The following is a 16,541-nucleotide window of genomic DNA, read 5'->3' as shown; positions in this document are numbered from 1 at the left end:
CCGCCCGTCGTCGCCGATCGGCGCCCGCCTACGGTGGCCCCGTGAACCTCCATCGGTTGGTCGTCGCGCTGGAGCGCGCATGGGACGGTGCCCGCCTGCGACGTCGTGGATCGGGGACGCCCGAGCACTTCCGGATCGAGCCCTACATCGGTCACGGCGGGCCCGGCGGCGCCGTCGTACGGGGTCGGGTGCTGGACAACCCCATGGCGACCGAGGCCGTCGAGGACGAGGGGATCAGGGCGGCCGCGCGCCGCACCATGCGGCACTTCCTGACCGACGAGCTGCCCGGCGTCCCCCTCGACGTCACCGTCGGCGCGACCACCGTCGAGACGGTCACCGACGCCGATGGCTACTTCCTCGTGCGCGTCCCCCCTGCGCCCGGGGCGCTGGAGAGCCCGTGGACCCGCGGCACCGTCGCGCTCCGCGGGGACTACCGCGGGACCAGCGGCCACACCGCACCCGTCGACGTACGTGTCCCGTCGGCCGACGCGAGGTTCGGCATCGTCTCGGACGTCGACGACACGATCCTGCAGACCGGCGTCCAGCGGGTGGGCCGCATGATCCTCCAGACCTTCACCGGCTCCTCCCTCACCCGTACGCCGTTCCCCGGGGCGGCGGAGCTCTACCGCGACCTCGCCGCTGACGTGAACCCGGTCTTCTACGTCTCGTCCAGCCCGTGGAACCTGCACACGTTCCTCGTGGGCTTCCTGCGGCACCGCGGGTTCCCGCTCGGGCCGGTCCTGCTGCGCGACCTGCTCGGCACCTGGCGCGGCCGCGAGCAGAAGCACGACCGCATCCGGGAGGTCCTCGACCTCCACCCGGACCTGTCCTTCGTCCTGATCGGCGACTCCGGGGAGCACGACCCCGAGATCTACGCCGACATCGTGCGCGAGCACCCCGGCCGGGTCCTCGCGGTCTACATCCGCGAGGTGCGGCTCGACCCGGGCGACGGTCGGGTGGAGAAGGTGTCCGACGCGTGGGGGCCCGACGTGCCCTTCGTGCTGGCCGCCGACACCGAAGCCGTACGTCGGCACGCGCAGGAGCTCGGTCTGCTCTGAGGCGGGGGCTACGCTCGGCCCCGTGTCCGGTTGGCGCGTGCGGTCCCTCGTGGTCGGGACCCTGGCCGCGCTCGTCGGGTGCTCGCTGCTGTTCCGACCCTTCGCCTCGCTGACCGTGCTCCTGGTGCTCGTCGTCGTCGGCCTGCTGGTGATGGCCGGGGACCGCTTCCCGGCTGCCGAGCGGCCACGCAAGCCCCTCGACCTGCTGCCCGCCGCCGCGTACGCGCTCGCGGCGCTCGCCGTCGTCCTGTGGCCCGGCAGCGCCGTGGTCGTCGTCGTGTGGGTCGTGGCCGCGTCCCTCGTCGTCGACGGGGCCGTGGCGCTCGTGCACGCGGTGCGCGAGCGTGGACCCGGCCGCCTGACCGCCGCCGTCCGCGGTGTCGCCGGCATCATCCTGGGCGTCCTGGCCGTCAGCTGGCCCGACGTCGCGTCGATCGTCGTCGCCGTCGTCTTCGGCGTCCGGTTGCTGTGGACCGGCCTGGAGCTGCTGTGGCACGGGGCCAGAGGACGGGTGGGCGACACCGCCGACGACCGCCCGCACCCGTGGTGGCGCCGCAGCCTCTCCTTCGTGGTGGCCGTCGCCGCCCTGGTGCTCGCCGTCGGTCTGGCGGGCGTCGGATCCGTCGTCGCGCGGAGCACCCCGGTGCCGGACGACTTCTACGCCGCACCGCCGGAAGTGCCGTCCGAGCCTGGCCAGCTGCTGCGTACCGAGGGATTCGACCGCGCCGTCCCCGACGGAGCCACCGCGCGGCGCATCCTCTACACGACCACCGCGCTCGGCGACGAGCCCGCCCTGGCGAGCGCGATCGTCGTCGTGCCGGACGACGCCGGCGACGGGCCCGTCCCGCTGGTGGCGTGGGCGCACGGCACCACCGGCGTCGCCGAGGGATGCGCACCCTCGCTGCTGGACGAGCCGTTCGAGTCAGGCGCCCTGTTCATCCTCGAGGACACGATCGACAAGGGCTGGGCCGTCGTCGCCACCGACTACGTCGGCCTCGGCACCGAGGGTCCGCACGGCTACCTCGTCGGCGAGCCCGCCGGCCACGCCGTCCTCGACTCGATCCGCGCCGCCCGCCAGGTCGAGGGCCTCGACCTCTCGGACCAGTCGGTCGTCTGGGGCCACTCCCAGGGCGGCCACGCCGCACTGTGGGCCGGCACCCTCGCCGACGACTACGCCCCCGACGCCGGGGTCGTCGGCGTCGCCGCCGCGGCCCCCGCCAGCAACCTCACCGGCCTCGTCGCCAACCTCGACGAGGTCCCCGGCGGCGCCATCTTCGCCTCCTACGTCGTCGATGGCTACGCCCGCACCTACGACGACGTGCGGGCCCGTGACTACGTGCGCGGCGCCGCCGAGGTCCAGATGCGCGAGATCGCGACCCGTTGCCTGTCCGGCCCGGGAGCGCTGCTCAACGTGCTCTCCACGCTCGTCCAGGACACCTCGCCCATCGACACCGACCCCACCACCGGCGCCCTCGGCGCACGCCTGGCCGAGAACATCCCCACCGACCCCATCGAGCCGCCGCTGCTCATCGCCCAGGGCGAGACCGACCCGCTCGTCATCCCGTCGGCGCAGCAGGAGTACGCCGACCAGCGGTGCGCCGTCGACGGTGGTCCCGTCGACTACCGCACCTACCCCGACCGCGACCACGTCGGTGTCGTCGCGGCGGACTCGCCCTACGTCCCCGACCTGCTGGAGTGGACCGAGCAGCGCCTCACCGGTGAGCCCGCGCCGGACAGCTGCCCGTAGCCGCTGTCAGGCCGACCGCTCGATCGTGGTCACCACCTGCGTGACCGACGGCCGCCTCAGCGTGCTGGAGAACCCGAACCGGCAGGGCGGGTCGACCGGTGCGAGCGAGCCGAGGTCGACGTCGCGCCACCGCCCGGCGATCGACCTGACCGCGTCCACCGATGTCGCGCCGTACCACTCCCGGCGGTCGTTGCCGGCCGTGCCCCGCGTGCGTACTCCCCGCAGCGCGAGGCGCGCGACGGGGTCGACGGCGGAGCACCAGGCGGGCGCGGTCGCCACGCGGTCCGGCACCAGGCCCAGGAGCGCGCCCAGCGGCGTACGACCGCCGACCACCAGCCGCAGCGACAGCGACGGCGTCGACACCCGCCACCCGTCGGCCGTGTCCTCGACCGCGACCGGCTCGACGACGTGCTCGTCGAAGGTGTAGGTCGCGGCCACGAAGTCCCGCACCCGCTCCGACGGCGCGAGCAGGACGCGATGGCCGGCCGCGTCCTCGACCATCACGTCGGCGAAGGAGCCCCACGGCGACCCGTCCCAGCGACCGACGACGAGCCGTACGCCGCTGCTGCTGCCGACGCCGGCGATGCGGCCGGTGAAGCGCTCGCGCACCAGTGTCACGGGGCGACGAGCCCGTCCGGCTCGCGACCGTCCTCCGCGAGCCCGGCGGCGACGCCGGCGCGGTCCTCGTCGGAGCGGTTCTGGCTGAGCTTGGCCTTCGCCTCGACCGAGGTGACGACGACCTCGACGCCGACGATGGGGCGGAGGTTCTTGTCGATGTAGTCGGCCGGTGCGTCGTGGACCGCCCACGGCGCGGCGCGCGGCTGCTCGTGGCGGTCGGTGAGCCGGGTGACGAGGTCACGCATCCGGGCGGCGTCGTCGTGCACCGTGACCTGACCGCGGAGGTGGACGACCGAGTAGTTCCACGTCGGGACGACCCTGCCGTGCTCGGCCTTCGTGGCGTACCAGGACGGCGAGACGTAGGTGTCCGGACCGGTGACGATCGCGAGCGCCGGCGAGCCGGCGACGATGCGTCGCCAGTGCGGGTTGGCGCGGGCGAGGTGGCCGACGAGGCGGTCGCCCTCCCACAGCACCGGCAGGAACGTCGCGTCGGGGACGCCGTCCTCGCCGACCGTGACCAGCTGCGCCGTCGCGGCCGCGGCGACGAAGGGGCGGACGTCGTCGGGGTCCATCACGTTGAAGCGCGGTACGTAGAGGGAGGCGGCCGCCGGGGTGCTGCTCATGGGCACCATCCTGCCCGTTCGGGTGGCGGCCGCTGTCGGTGGCGGGCGGCAGGATGGATCCATGCTGCTCGCCGAGGTCGTCGCCACCTCCGCCGCCGTGGCCGCCACCCGCTCCCGCAAGGCCAAGGTGGCCTCGCTCGCGGAGCTGCTGGGCCGCGTCGAGCCCGCGGAGCTCGAGGTGGTCGTGTCCTACCTCGGCGGCGCGCTGCGCCAGCGGCGCACGGGCCTGGGCTGGCGAGGCGTGAGCGAGCTCCCGCCGCCGGCGGACGAGCCGTCGCTGACCGTGCTCGAGGTGGACGAGGCGTTCGAGGCCATGTCCCGCCTGTCGGGTGCGGGGTCGCAGCTGGCCCGCAAGGACGCGGTCACCGACCTCTTCGGCCGGGCGACCGCGCCCGAGCAGGCGTGGCTGCGGGCGATCGTCACCGGCAACGTCCGCCAGGGCGCGCTCGACGCGGTCACCCAGGAGGCAGTGGCCCAGGTGGCCGAGGTGCCACTCGCCGCCGTACGCCGTGCGGCGATGCTCGCCGGGTCGACGGTCGCGGCCGCCGGGGCCGCGTTCGCGGGCGAGGAGGCGCTGGCCGCGATCGGGCTCGAGGTCGGCCGCCCGATCATGCCGATGCTCGCCTCCAGCGCCCCCGACGTCGCCGCGGCGATGGCGGGCCTGTCCCCCGACGGTGCAACCGAGGTCGCCATCGACGCCAAGCTCGACGGCATCCGCATCCAGGTGCACCGCGACGGCGAGGACGTGCTCGTGGTGACCCGCAGCCTGGACGACATCACCGGGCGGCTTCCCGAGGTCGTCGAGGTCGCCCGGTCGCTCGCGGCCGAGCGCTTCGTGCTCGACGGCGAGGCGTTGGCCCTGACAGACGACGGCCGCCCGATGGCCTTCCAGGACACCGCCAGCCGCACCGCCCAGGACAGCGGCGTCGCTGTCACGCCCCACTTCTTCGACCTGCTCCACGTCGACGGCCGCGACCTGCTCGACGCCCCCGGCCGCGAGCGCCTCGCCGCGCTCGACGCGCTGGTCCCCGAGCCCCACCGCGTACGCCGCCTCGTCACCGCCGACCCCCGTGACGCCGACGCGTTCGCGTCCGAGACTGTCGCCGCCGGCCACGAGGGGGTCGTCCTCAAGGACCTGTCAGCGCCCTACGCCGCCGGTCGTCGCGGCTCGGCGTGGGTCAAGGTCAAGCCGCGACACACCCTCGACCTCGTCGTCCTGGCCGTCGAGTGGGGATCGGGCCGGCGCGAGGGCTGGCTCTCCAACATCCACCTCGGCGCTCGCGACGAGTCGTCCGACACCGGGTTCGTGATGCTCGGCAAGACCTTCAAGGGCATGACCGACGAGATGCTCGCCTGGCAGACCGAGCGCTTCCTCTCCCTCGAGACCCGTCGCGACAGCTACGTCGTCCACGTCCGTCCCGAGCAGGTGGTGGAGATCGCCTTCGACGGTCTCCAGCGCTCGACGCGCTACCCCGGCGGCGTCGCGCTCCGGTTCGCCCGGGTCCTGCGCTACCGCGACGACAAGGGTCCCGACGAGGCCGACACCATCGACACGGTCCGCTCGCACGTCACGGCGTGAGCCGACCGTCGGCGCCCGTCGGCCCCGTCACCGGCGCGGCTGCGCCAGCCGGCACCCCGGCACGTCGAGGTCGAAGGTCCGCCCGGCGTCCAGGCAGCCCAGCAGCCAGGAGGTCTGCTGGCCGTAGTTCATGCCCCGACGCATGACCACCCGTCCACGCCGGTTCTCCTCGCACGCGGAGTCGATGCACCGCCGACCGCCGACGTAGCCGGTGTTGACGACCCCGACCACGAGCCCGGTCTCCCGGGAGACGATCGGCGAGCCGGAGTAGCCACCGCGGATCGCGCAGCCGTCCCTCCCCGGCAGCCGGATCGAGTCCCACCAGTCCCACGTCCGCTCGTGCAGGCGGTGGGCGGTGCCGGTGGTCGCGCACGCTCGCTGCTCGGTCCAGTAGGCCGACGGGATCCTGATCCGGTCGCCACGCGAGGGGCCCTCGGTCGCGAGGGCGAGAGGTACGACGCCGGCGCCGGCGAGGTCGGCGTACGTCTTGCGCAGCCGCAGGACGGCGACGTCGGTGCGGTACATGGTGGCGTACTCCAGGCGCACCGCGCGGCCCGTCAGGGCGACCTCGCCCAGGCCGTCGAGGAGCTCGACCCGCGTCCAGCGCCTGTCGTCCACCAGCACCTCGCGGGCCCCCAGGAACGGTCGGCGGACGCAGTGACCGTTGGTCAGCACGACCGCCCGGTCGGTGTCGAGGGCGGCCGGCCACCGCACGACGGCGCCGGAGCAGCCGGGCAGCCGGGCGGTCCCGGCGAAGCGGCCGGCGTCCGGGCCGGCCGATGCACTGGCCGATGCGCCGACAGGCGCAAGCAGCGCGCCGAGCACCGCGACGACGACCGAGGCGACCGCGACGACAGCAGCACGACGGGCGGCTCGACGGGGGGCTCGATGGCGGGTGGTGACCGGCATCCCGGCATCGAACCACACGGGGCCGGGCGACGACCTACCTAGACTGGCCGCCATGAGCACCGAGCCGATTCCCGCGCCCGGCCCCGGACGGGGCGGCACCGCGGCTGCGCGGCGCCGGCTGCGCGAGGCGGAGATCATCTCCGCGACGCGCCGCCTCTTCGACGAGCGCGGTGTCCGCGACGCCCAGATCGAGGACATCGCCGGGGCCGTGGGCATCAACCGCGCCATCATCTACCGCCACTTCACCGGCAAGGAGGAGCTCTTCAGCCTCACGCTGGTGCCGTACCTCGACGAGCTGCGGCTGGCGCTCGAGAAGGCGGCCGCGACCACGAGCGAGCCACGCGACCAGCTCGTGCGCCTCGTCGAGGCGTTCGTCGACTACGGCCTGGCCCACCCGGCGTTCGTCGACTGCGCCCAGGCCATCATGCGGCGTCCCGGGGGCGACCTGCTCGAGGAGGTCAGCGAGAGCGCGATGTACCGCCTCGGGCAGGCCATCAGCGGCTGCCTGTCCGTGCTGACCCACACGATCACCGCCGGCGTCGACAGCGGCGACTTCCACGTCGACGACCCCGGGCTGCTCGCCAACATGCTCTACGCCAGCGGGCTCGGCACCCTGCAGCTCGGCCGGGTCGCGATGCTCGTGTCCGAGGAGGAGCCGGGGGTGCCGCGGATCAGCCGGGTCACCGTCGAGCAGGTGCGCGACCACATGGTCGCGTCCGCCCTCGCCGTCGCCGCGGGCGCTCCGGCGAGAGCGACGCGGTCCCGCTAGCGCGAGAGGTGCTTGGCGCGCGCGAAGCAGAAGATGCCGTAGGCGCCGATGCCGAGCGCGATCGCGGTCAGCAGCACCGGGCCGAACGGCTGCTCGAGCACCGTCTGCAACGCCTGGTCGAGCCCGCCCGACTTCTTCGCGTCGTGCGTGATCGCGGCGTAGCAGAAGAGACCGCCCACGATGGCGATCGCGACGCCCTTGGCGATGTAGCCGACCTTGCCCATCAGCACGTAGGCCGAGCCGTCCTGGCCGGACTGGCCCTGGGCGTCGAGGTGCTCGCGGAACTTCTCGGTCCACCCGCGGACGACGAGCGAGATGCCGTAGCCGATGATCGCGAGCCCGATGGCTCCGACGATCAGCTGGCCGCCGGGAAGGTCCATGATCTTCGCGGTCGTGGAGTCCGTGCCGCCCCCTCCCCCGGAGCCGGTCGCAACCTGCACCGCGCTCCACCCGATCGCGCCGTAGATCACCGCCTTGAACAGCGACGTCGCCCGCTTGCGCCAGCGCTTCTTGTCGTCGGACTCGTCGCGGAACCCGAACCCGAACTCCAGCAGCCGCCACACGACGAGGAACAGCATGCCGACGGCGATCGCCCACACCAGGAAGCCGCCCATGGGCTGCTGCGCGAGGTAGTGGAGCGCGCCGGAGTTGGACGCGCTGTCCTCCTTCTCACCGAAGGCCAGCTGCAGCGCGAGCCAGCCGACGAGCAGGTGCACGACGCCGTACGCCACCAGGCCGACGCGGATCGCGTGGTCCAGCCAGTCGCTGTGGTGGGCCTGCTGCGCGGTGGTGCCGGGGGCGTTCATGTCGCCAACCTAGGACCTCGCGACGCCTGCCGCGACCCCGCTGACCCCTGCGGGTGAGGCCGGTCCGGACCGCTCCCACAGGCGGCCCCGGACGCGTGACGGACCAGCTGGTCAGACCAGGCTGGCGCGGTCGCGCTGGACGGAGCCGAGCAGCCCGTTGACGAAGGCCGGCGAGTCGTCGGTGGAGAGGTCCTGCACGAGGTGCAGCGCCTCGCTGACGGCCACCGTGTCGGGCACGTCGTCGTCGCCCCACAGGAGCTCGAAGACACCGATCCGGAGGACGTTGCGGTCGACCGCAGGCATCCGCCCGAGCGTCCAGCCCTTGCTGTAGGTCGTCAGCACCTCGTCGATGCGCTCACGGTGCTCGACCACGCCGCGCACCAGCGTGCTGGTGTAGTCGTTGGTCGGACCCTCGCCGGCCTCGATGGCGCGCTCGAGCGCCACCACGGGATCCTCCGAGCGGAGCTCGGAGGCGAACAGGATGTCCAGCGCGCGCTTGCGCGCCTTCGAACGGGCAGCCACCTGGTGTCAGGCCTTGACGCGGCCGAGGTAGGACGAGTCGCGGGTGTCGACCTTGACCTTCTCGCCGGTGGTGATGAAGAGCGGCACCGCGATGGTGTGGCCGGTCTCCAGCGTGGCGGGCTTGGTGCCGCCGGTCGAGCGGTCGCCCTGCAGGCCCGGCTCGGTCTCGGCGATCAGCAGCTCGACGGAGGCCGGCAGCTCGATGAAGAGCACGCGACCCTCGTTGGTGGCCACGATGGCCTCCTGGTTCTCCAGCATGAAGTTCTTCGCGTCGCCGACCACCTCGGGGGTGACCTCGAGCTGCTCGTAGGTGCTGGTGTCCATGAAGACGTAGGACGAGCCGTCGTTGTAGAGGTACTGCATGGTCCGCTTGTCGACGTTGGCCGTCTCGACCTTGGTGCCGGCGTTGAAGGTCTTGTCGACGTTCTTGCCCGACTCGACGTTGCGGAGCTTGGTGCGGACGAAGGCCGGGCCCTTGCCGGGCTTCACGTGCTGGAACTCGACGACGGACCAGAGCTGACCCTCGATCTTGAGGACCATGCCGTTCTTGAGGTCGTTGGTGGTTGCCATGTGAGTCTTTCCGCCTTCGTCGAGTTGTCAAAGAAAGTGCGGGCGGCGTGGCCGTGGCCCCGCGCCGACGCGCAAGTCTAGTCGTGGCCCGCGAGAGCCATGAAATGCTCGGCTTGTGCCTCGGTCGTGCCGCGCGGGTTGCGCCGCCACCCGCCGTTGCCGGGCAGGAGCATGGCCAGCCAGAACGCCGCCAGCAGCGGACGGTACGCCGCCATCCGCGCGAGGTCCTCGGCGTCCAGGCCCACCGCCGTCGGCAGCGCGTGGACGTCGTACACGCCGGGCAGGCGGCTGCCGAGGTGCTCGACGTGGTCGGCGAGCTCGTACGCCGGGTCGCTGAGGCCGCCGTCCTCGAAGTCGACGACCCGCACGGTTCCCTCGTGCACGAGCACGTTGGCCGGGTTGAGGTCGGCGATGCCGAGCGCGGTGGCCCGTGGTTCGGGGAGCGGCGGTGCGGCGACGTACGCCCGGGCGTGGGCGAGCGCGTCGGCGACCAGGTCAGGGTCGCGGCACTCCCCCAGGTCGTAGTCGTCGGCGAGCCACTCCACGAGCACGGCGGCCAGGGCCTCGGCGTCGTACCTCCGCGGGCCGATGCCCGCGTCGCGCACCGCCTCCACCGGTACGTCGTACAGCCGGCGCAGCGCGGCCCCCAGCGCACGGGTCCGGTCCGGCGTCAGCGGTCGGGGCTCGAGGTGCGCGCCGGGGAGCCGCTCCATCACGATCACCGGTCGCTCGCCGTCCTCGCGCCGCAGCGGCCGCGGCGCCAGGCCCGGAGCGTGCTCGGCGAGGAGCGTGAGGCACGCCCACTCGCGTTCGGCCTGCGCCTCGTGGTCGGCGACGAACGCCTTGCGGACCTCCGTGGCGCCGATGGTCAGGTCGTGGGTGGAGGACTGCACCCGCGCCAACCTAGCCGCCTGCCAACCCGGCCCCTTGTAGCGTCGACCGCATGCGAGTCACCATCATCGGCGGACACGGCAAGATCGCGCTTCTCCTCGCCCCCATGCTCGTGGAGGCAGGGCACGAGGTCACCTCGGTCATCCGCAATCCCGACCACGTGGCAGACGTCGAGGCGACGGGCGCGACCGCACTGGTCTCCTCAGTCGAGGACGCCGACACCCACGCGCTCGCCGACCTGCTCTCGGGCCAGGACGCCGTGGTGTGGTCGGCGGGCGCCGGCGGCGGTGACCCGGAGCGGACCTTCGCCGTCGACCGCGACGCCGCGATCCGGTCGATGGACGCGGCGCAGAACGCGGGGGTGGGCCGCTACGTGATGGTGTCGTTCTCGGGTGCGAACCACGACTCGCTGGTCCCCGAGGACAATGCGTTCCGGCCCTACCAGGACGCCAAGATCGCAGCCGACGAGCACCTGCGCGCCTCCGGGCTCGACTGGACGATCCTCGGCCCCGGCAGCCTGACCCTCGAGCCCGGCCGCGGCTCGGTCAACCCCGACGCCCGCTCCGGCGACGGCGACACCACCTCGCGCGAGCTCGTCGCCCAGGTCGCGCTCGCCGTGCTGGCCGACCCGCGCGCCCACCGCAAGACCCTCGTCTTCGGCGACGGCGACGTGCCGATCGAGGACTGGCTCGCCTCGCTCTGAGGCACCGCGACCGCTCCTCCACAGCCCGCTCCCGAGCCGGGCGCCACTGTCGGTGGGCTCTGGTTGAGTTGATCCATGGAGAGCATCGGACACCTCAGTGAGGAGCGCGTCGACGACCTGGCCGACCTCGCCGAGGGTGCGCTGCTGACCGAGGCGTCCGAGGTCGAGGCCCTGCTGCGCGAGGCCGAGGTGCACAAGCTCCGCATCGCCTACCAGTGGGCGATCGCCCACCCCGCGCTCGACGCCTGCGAGACACCCGCCGGGCCGATGCTCCCGGCCGTGCTCACCGCTCCCGAGAGCCTGGGCGGGCCCGGCACGCCGGCCGTGGCGGCCTTCACGCCCGAGCCGCTCGCCGTCGCGCTGGGCTGCTCCCCCACCTCGGCGTCCGCCCTGCTCGCCGACACCCTCGACCTCCACCACCGGCTCCCGCTGCTGTGGGACCACGCTCGCGCCCAGCTCGTCCCCGTGTGGAAGGCCCGCCGCGTCGCCACCCGCACCCGCCACCTCTCCTTCGACGCGGCCAGGTGGCTCGACCGGCAGGTCGCCGGCCGGGTGTCCTCGCTCGGTGTCCCCGCGCTCGACCGGCTCGTCGCCGAGGCCGCCGCCCGCTGCGACGGTGACGACCTCACCCGGCGCGAGAGCAGCGCCCGCGACACCTGGGACGTCGTGCTGACCCACCCCGACCCGCACCGCTCCGCCGGCACCTCGGAGCTCCGCGCCGCCGGCGACACCCTCGACCTCACCCGCTTCCACGACGTCGTCTGCGCCGAGGCCGAAGCACTGGGAGCCCTCGGCGACACCGACGAGCTCGGTGTCCGCAAGGCAAAGGCACTAGGCGTCATCGCCGACGCCCAGGCCCGGCTCGACCTGACCAGCCTCGTGGCGACCGGGGACTCCGCCGCAGACCAAGCCGCCTACCAGCAGCAGGCCCGCGAGACGGCGCTCGCGCGGCGCGACACCAAGGTCCGGCTCTACCTCCACGCCTCGCTCACCGACGTCGTCGCCGGCGACCCGACCGCGACCGGCTCAGCCGAGAGCATCGGGCCCGTCACCCTCGGCCTCGTCCGGGAGTGGGCCGGCCGCTCGCGCGTCACCATCCAGCCCGTGCTGCACGTGGCCGCCGACGACCGCTGGTCCGTCGACCGGCACGACCCGCCCCCGCGGATGGCCGAACAGGTGCGTCTGCGCGACGAGACGTGCACGTTCCCGTGGTGCGGCCGATCCGCCCGCCAGTGCGACCTCGACCACCGCGACGCCTTCGAGGATCCGGGCGACGGCGGCCCACCGGGCCAGACCACTCCCGCGACTCTCGCCCCGCTGTGCCGACGCCACCACCGAGCGAAGACCGCAGGGTCGTGGAGCTACGAACGCATCGACCCCGGCACCTACCTCTGGACCGGCCCCGCCGGACTCACCGTCCTCGTGACCCCACGCGGCACGGTCAACGTCCCTCGCACCTGAGGCGTGTTTTCCACCTTTCCGGTTCAGTCCCCGGTCCGGGATGGCAGCGGGTGCGCCGCGGCGACCTCGGGCGTCAGGAGCATGTCGCCGAAGTCGCTCACGGCGCTCTCCATGACGTCCAGCGGCACGTTCTGTGCGTCGTCGTCGCCCGCGTGGTCGAACCACGGACCGAGGTCGGGGGTGGCCACCAGCCAGCGATCTTCAGCGACTCGTTCGACCGCCCACGACGACAGGTCGTGGGCGCGCTCCACGTGGGCTGAAGTGAGCACCTGGATGGCGTTCGGCTGCTGGACGTGACTGGTCCAGAGGTGACGATTCTCCAGCCAGAGGGACTCGACGTACCCGAAGTTCCCCGTCCTCCCGACCTGTCCCGGGCGCACCGCGCCGACGTCGAGGTCCGCGGCGTGATGGCGGAGCACTTCGGCCATCTCGAGCGCCACCGCGGCGTTGTCGAGGTGGCTTCCAGCGCGCACGTAGGCGACCTGGCCCCAGTAGCCGAAGCTGACGTCCCGTCCGCCGTCACCGCGCCCGGGCTCCGGGAACCACGTGTCGAAGCCCGGGAAGGAGGTCCGGGCCATCCGGCCCATGACGCCCACCGCGTCGTCCGCGGCGAGCGCGATCCTCCGAGGCCCGTCGAAGGCCTCTCCCTCCTCCCCGGAGGCGCTCACCCACGGACCCGCGTGCTCGACCAAGCGCTGCGTGACGTCGTTCGCCACGCCCCAGCCCCCGTAGGGTTTGCCGCTCGGATCGCGGTCCCTGTCCCACAGGACAGGCGTCAGGCTGAAGCCCATCTGCGCCGCCGGCCGCGGCCTCTGTCCGTCGCGCAGCACCGACCACCAGCTGCGGGCAGCAGGCCGCGGCGGGGCGACGCGGACCTCGACCTCGCTCGGCAGGGCCTCCCCGCTGACGGACGCCGCAAGCCCCTCGACCGCCGCACCACAGGCCGACGCCTCGCGCACGTGGGTGTAGCAGCCGAAGCTCGTCGGGTACGTCGCGACACCACCCGGGATCTCGCGCAGGACCGTCCGTACGTGTCGCGCGAGGCGCTCGGGGTCCGAACCCGGCATGGTGACCAACAGGCCCACCGACTCGTGTCCACGGCTGCGCTCAGCAGCGACATGGCGTTCGATCTCGTCGCTGTCGACGCGCAACTGCCCCATGGACCGGACTGTTGCACAATCGGCCGAACACGGTGTCCTCCCCCGCTGTGGAGCACGGGTCAGGCCAGCGCGTCGGGGACCGCGAACGTCGTACGGCAGGCGGGGCAGGTCACGCTGCCGAGGGCATACCGCAGTCGAGCCTCGACACCCGGCCGCCCGGCCTGCTGACACAGGGCCATCAGGCGCGCGCCGACGGAGCCGTCTGCGGGCTCGGCGGGGTGCACGGGTGTGCCCTGGTCGGGACCGTCAGCGGGGACCAGCTCGCCGCCGTCGAGGTCCAGCAGCAGGAACGTGCGGCAGTGGGGACACACGACGGGCAGCTCCCCGTCGGCCACGTGGCTCAGCTGTCGCTGCCAGACGCCGCCGTCCTCGAAGGCCATGAGCGCCTGGAGGCCGTACACGAGCTCGGCGTCGGTCGCGGCGTGCGGGATGTTCCGCTCGGCCAGGTCGCGGAGCCGGGCGACCGTCTCTGCGTGCTCGGCACGCAGAGCCGCCGGGTCGGTGGGTCCGTCCGTCGACGCCACGATGGCCGCCGCGAGGTCGAGCGCCGCGACGTAGCCGGCGGGCTCGTGACGTCCGGCGATGTCGGCGAGCAGCGGCAGCGCCGCGTAGCTCGCGGTGTAGACGGTCTCCTGGTGGCAGAGCCTGCTCCAGAGCTCGTCCCATGCGGGGCCGTGCTCAGCGCTGCTCTCCTCCGCGGCACCAAGGAGGTCGGGCACGTCCTCGGCCGTGCCGTAGGCGTGCTGCAGGGACGCCCACTCGGTCATGCCGCGATCCAACCAGACGGTCGGCGCCGGCTCAGCCGCCTGCGCGCACCTCGTCGGCCGCCAGACGGAGGTCGCGCCAGTCGGTGACGGCGAGCCGTGCGGCCGAGGCGAGCCGTCCCACGTCCCCCGCGGCGACCAGCCAGACGTCCTCGAGCACCTCGCCGGGTGGTGCGACGTCCCCGTGGACGTCGTGCCACGCGAGCTCGAGCAGCTCGATCAGGTCGAGGGCCGGCTCGACGTCGTCGCCGAGCTCGCGGATCGCGCGGTCCCGGGCGGCTTCGCGCCGCTCGTGCCTGCTGAGCGCGGCGACCGAGTGCGGGACGCGTACGCCGCTGCCGGCGCCGGCCGCGCCGTCTCGGACCATCACCAGACGGGCCGTCGCGGTCGGACCGTGCTGATCGTGTGGAGCAGGGCATCGCGACGGGCGGCCCGCACCTCGCCCAGCTTCACCTGGCACTCCCAGCACCGGTCGGTCGGGACGCAGCACATCGCGTCACGGACCTCGGCCTCCAGCTGATCGGCGTGGGCGCTCCTGCTCAGGACGCTTCCCATGGTCTTCCTCCCCTGTCGTCGCACCTCGAGTGTGACCGGGGCCCCGATGCGGTCGCATCAGCATTACTACGGATGTCTGGACCGGTCGTCGGTCAGCCGCTCAGCTCGGCGAGCAGCCCGGGCAGCTCGCCGGGCAGCTCGCGAGCCAGGTATCCCACCGGCCCGACCCGCTCGGCCAGGCGGTCACCCGCCGTCGCGTGCAGGAAGGCACCCCACACGGCGGCCTGCGCGGGGCCCGCGCCGCGGGCCAGGAGGCCGGCCACGATGCCCGCCTGGACGTCGCCGGAGCCTGCCGTGCCGAGCCCGGCATTGCCCGCCTCGACCCGCCAGAGCTCGTCCCGGCGGGCGATGACCTTCACGGGGCCGCCGCAGACGACGATCGCCTGCGTGCGCGCGGCGAGCCGGGCCGTGTGGCCCTCGAGGTCCTCGGAGGCCTCGTCCTCGGCGATCCCGAGGCAGTGCGCCAGCTCGCCCGGGTTCACCGTGAGCACGACGGTTGCGTCGAGCGCGGCGACCTCTTCGTGGTTGTCGGTGACGTACGCCGTCGCCAGCGCGTCGAGCACGACCGCGCCACCGAGCCGGGGCACTGTCCGACGCACGAGCGCGTCCGACGCGTCCGGGTCGGTGAAGCCGGGGCCGAGCAGCACCGTGCACCCGTCGACGCAGTCGACCAGCTCGTCGGACCCCTCGGGGTCGAGCGACCCGCTGGCGCCCTCGGGCAGCCCGCTCACCATGAGCTCGGGCGCGGCCACCGCGAGGGCGGTGGCGCACGAGGTCGTGGTGGCCAGGTGGATCTTGCCCGCGCCCACCCGGAAGGCGCCCTCGGCCGCCAGCAGACCGGCGCCCGGGGTCTCGCGGCTGCCGGCCACCACCACCAGCCGGCCGCGGTCCTCCTTGTCGGAGCCGAGGTCGGGCAGCGGCCAGTCCCGCAGCAGGGCGGCGTCGACGAGCGTGGGGTCAGGCATCGGGCGCCTCGCCCGCCTGGTCGTCCTCGTCGGTCCTGGCGGCCGGGCCGGGCTCGAGGTGCGCGTCGTCGGCGAACGTCTCGAGCATGAGCCCGTCGGGACGCCGGCAGTAGCGGGTGACGGACGCGTTGGGGATCGGCGTCGTGCGGTCGATCTCGAGGAGCTCGGCCTCGTCGAGGCCCTCCAGCGCGTAGCGGAAGGACATGATGACGGCCTGGTGGGTGAACAGCCACACCCGCTTGCCGTCGTACCCCTCCCGCAGGTCAGCCAGCAGGCTGCGCGCCCGCAGCACCACGTCGGCCCAACTCTCGCCGGATGGCGGCTGGTAGTAGAACTTGCCGACGTGCGAGCGGCGCTTCGCCTCCTCCGGGTGGCGGGATCGGATGCCCTTGCCGGTCAGGCCGTCGAGCAGCCCGAGGTCGCGCTCGCGCAGCCGCTCGTCCATGAGCAGCTCGATGTCGAGGTCGGCGAGTGCCGTGCGTGCGGTGTCGAACGCCCGTCGGTAGGGCGAGCTGACGACGAGATCGGGGCGCTCGTCGTCAGGCAGGCCCCCGATCAACGTGCCCAGCGTGCGCGCCTGCTGCGCCCCGTTGTCGGAGAGCTCGACGTCCGCGTCGCGGGCCGAGAGCTCGAGCCGCTCGGCATCGGCGTCACGGGCCTCGGTGTCGGCGATGTTGCCGGCGCTCTCGCCGTGGCGCACCAGCACCAGCTCGTCGGGTCCGCGCCCTGACTGCAACTGCCTCGTCAGGCCCACCGTGCCTCCTCGTCGTACGTCGTCGATCGTGGTCCGTCGTCGTCGACCTCGTTACCCCGTGACCGCGGCCCGGATGCGCCGCCGCTC

The 16,541-nt window shown here is 73.5% G+C and carries 19 protein-coding genes; 6 read left to right on the top strand and 13 right to left on the bottom strand.

Going from position 1 to position 16,541, the window contains the following annotated elements; translation table 11 throughout:
- Positions 1-41: 41 nt before the first annotated feature.
- On the top strand, positions 42-1,058 hold the full coding sequence (locus HOO61_RS24940) for a phosphatase domain-containing protein (protein ID WP_172259706.1): 1,017 nt from the start codon (positions 42-44) through the stop codon (positions 1,056-1,058).
- 22 nt (positions 1,059-1,080) lie between these two features.
- The gene (locus HOO61_RS14930) at positions 1,081-2,805 is read left to right on the top strand and encodes a lipase family protein (protein ID WP_172259704.1); all 1,725 of its coding nucleotides are present in this window, start codon (positions 1,081-1,083) and stop codon (positions 2,803-2,805) included.
- Between the two features lie 6 nt (positions 2,806-2,811).
- On the opposite strand, the gene HOO61_RS14925 is transcribed toward HOO61_RS14930, so the two are convergent.
- Both HOO61_RS14925 and HOO61_RS14920 read right to left on the bottom strand, forming a co-directional pair.
- Positions 2,812-3,423, bottom strand: a complete 612-nt coding sequence (locus tag HOO61_RS14925; RefSeq protein WP_216658915.1) for a hypothetical protein — start codon at positions 3,421-3,423, stop codon at positions 2,812-2,814.
- A complete protein-coding gene (locus HOO61_RS14920; RefSeq protein ID WP_172259702.1) occupies positions 3,420-4,046 on the bottom strand; it encodes an FMN-binding negative transcriptional regulator in 627 nt (208 codons plus the stop codon). Before HOO61_RS14920 ends, HOO61_RS14925 begins: the two co-directional genes overlap by 4 nt.
- Positions 4,047-4,107: 61 nt before the next feature.
- On the opposite strand from HOO61_RS14920, the gene HOO61_RS14915 reads away from it, so the two are divergent.
- A complete protein-coding gene (locus tag HOO61_RS14915) occupies positions 4,108-5,625 on the top strand; it encodes an ATP-dependent DNA ligase (protein ID WP_172259700.1) in 1,518 nt (505 codons plus the stop codon).
- Between the two features lie 27 nt (positions 5,626-5,652).
- On the opposite strand, the gene HOO61_RS14910 is transcribed toward HOO61_RS14915, so the two are convergent.
- Positions 5,653-6,534: a serine protease gene (locus HOO61_RS14910; protein WP_172259698.1), complete on the bottom strand. Its 882-nt coding sequence runs from the start codon at positions 6,532-6,534 to the stop codon at positions 5,653-5,655.
- 52 nt (positions 6,535-6,586) lie between these two features.
- Here HOO61_RS14910 and HOO61_RS14905 point away from each other — a divergent pair, with 52 nt between their 5' ends.
- Entirely contained in the window at positions 6,587-7,303 is a 717-nt protein-coding gene (locus tag HOO61_RS14905; RefSeq protein WP_172259696.1) for a TetR/AcrR family transcriptional regulator, read from the top strand.
- On the opposite strand, the gene HOO61_RS14900 is transcribed toward HOO61_RS14905, so the two are convergent.
- The 4 genes from HOO61_RS14900 to HOO61_RS14885 all read right to left on the bottom strand — a co-directional run bounded on the left by HOO61_RS14900 (position 7,300) and on the right by HOO61_RS14885 (position 10,094).
- Positions 7,300-8,109, bottom strand: a complete 810-nt coding sequence (locus tag HOO61_RS14900; RefSeq protein ID WP_172259694.1) for a DUF1206 domain-containing protein — start codon at positions 8,107-8,109, stop codon at positions 7,300-7,302. The genes HOO61_RS14905 and HOO61_RS14900 overlap by 4 nt on opposite strands.
- 111 nt (positions 8,110-8,220) lie before the next feature.
- Positions 8,221-8,631: a transcription antitermination factor NusB gene (gene nusB / locus HOO61_RS14895; RefSeq protein WP_172259692.1), complete on the bottom strand. Its 411-nt coding sequence runs from the start codon at positions 8,629-8,631 to the stop codon at positions 8,221-8,223.
- Positions 8,632-8,637: 6 nt separating this feature from the next.
- On the bottom strand, positions 8,638-9,201 hold the full coding sequence (efp, locus tag HOO61_RS14890) for an elongation factor P (RefSeq protein ID WP_172259690.1): 564 nt from the start codon (positions 9,199-9,201) through the stop codon (positions 8,638-8,640).
- Between the two features lie 77 nt (positions 9,202-9,278).
- Entirely contained in the window at positions 9,279-10,094 is an 816-nt protein-coding gene (locus tag HOO61_RS14885; protein WP_172259688.1) for an aminoglycoside phosphotransferase family protein, read from the bottom strand.
- Positions 10,095-10,144: 50 nt separating this feature from the next.
- Here HOO61_RS14885 and HOO61_RS14880 point away from each other — a divergent pair, with 50 nt between their 5' ends.
- Complete coding sequence (locus HOO61_RS14880) at positions 10,145-10,795, top strand: SDR family oxidoreductase (protein ID WP_172259686.1); 651 nt, start codon at positions 10,145-10,147, stop codon at positions 10,793-10,795.
- Between the two features lie 75 nt (positions 10,796-10,870).
- Complete coding sequence (locus HOO61_RS14875; RefSeq protein ID WP_172259684.1) at positions 10,871-12,256, top strand: HNH endonuclease signature motif containing protein; 1,386 nt, start codon at positions 10,871-10,873, stop codon at positions 12,254-12,256.
- Positions 12,257-12,279: 23 nt separating this feature from the next.
- Here the strand turns inward: HOO61_RS14875 and HOO61_RS14870 are convergent, their stop codons facing one another.
- The 6 genes from HOO61_RS14870 to HOO61_RS14845 all read right to left on the bottom strand — a co-directional run bounded on the left by HOO61_RS14870 (position 12,280) and on the right by HOO61_RS14845 (position 16,454).
- The gene (locus tag HOO61_RS14870; RefSeq protein WP_172259682.1) at positions 12,280-13,416 is read right to left on the bottom strand and encodes a hypothetical protein; all 1,137 of its coding nucleotides are present in this window, start codon (positions 13,414-13,416) and stop codon (positions 12,280-12,282) included.
- A gap of 59 nt (positions 13,417-13,475) precedes the next feature.
- On the bottom strand, positions 13,476-14,183 hold the full coding sequence (locus HOO61_RS14865) for a hypothetical protein (protein ID WP_172259680.1): 708 nt from the start codon (positions 14,181-14,183) through the stop codon (positions 13,476-13,478).
- Between the two features lie 31 nt (positions 14,184-14,214).
- A complete protein-coding gene (locus tag HOO61_RS14860) occupies positions 14,215-14,550 on the bottom strand; it encodes a hypothetical protein (RefSeq protein ID WP_172259678.1) in 336 nt (111 codons plus the stop codon).
- The gene (locus HOO61_RS14855; protein WP_172259676.1) at positions 14,547-14,735 is read right to left on the bottom strand and encodes a hypothetical protein; all 189 of its coding nucleotides are present in this window, start codon (positions 14,733-14,735) and stop codon (positions 14,547-14,549) included. The genes HOO61_RS14860 and HOO61_RS14855 overlap by 4 nt, the downstream gene beginning before the upstream one ends.
- A 92-nt stretch (positions 14,736-14,827) precedes the next feature.
- On the bottom strand, positions 14,828-15,700 hold the full coding sequence (locus HOO61_RS14850; protein ID WP_172259674.1) for an NAD(P)H-hydrate dehydratase: 873 nt from the start codon (positions 15,698-15,700) through the stop codon (positions 14,828-14,830).
- Positions 15,693-16,454, bottom strand: a complete 762-nt coding sequence (locus HOO61_RS14845) for a histidine phosphatase family protein (protein ID WP_216658914.1) — start codon at positions 16,452-16,454, stop codon at positions 15,693-15,695. Before HOO61_RS14845 ends, HOO61_RS14850 begins: the two co-directional genes overlap by 8 nt.
- Positions 16,455-16,541 lie beyond the last annotated feature (87 nt).

Origin of the sequence: Nocardioides sp. zg-1230 (assembly GCF_013155335.1) — a bacterium.
Taxonomy (GTDB): domain Bacteria; phylum Actinomycetota; class Actinomycetes; order Propionibacteriales; family Nocardioidaceae; genus Nocardioides.
Note: the sequence above shows the minus strand (reverse complement) of the source record. Positions and strands in the feature narration are given on the sequence as shown.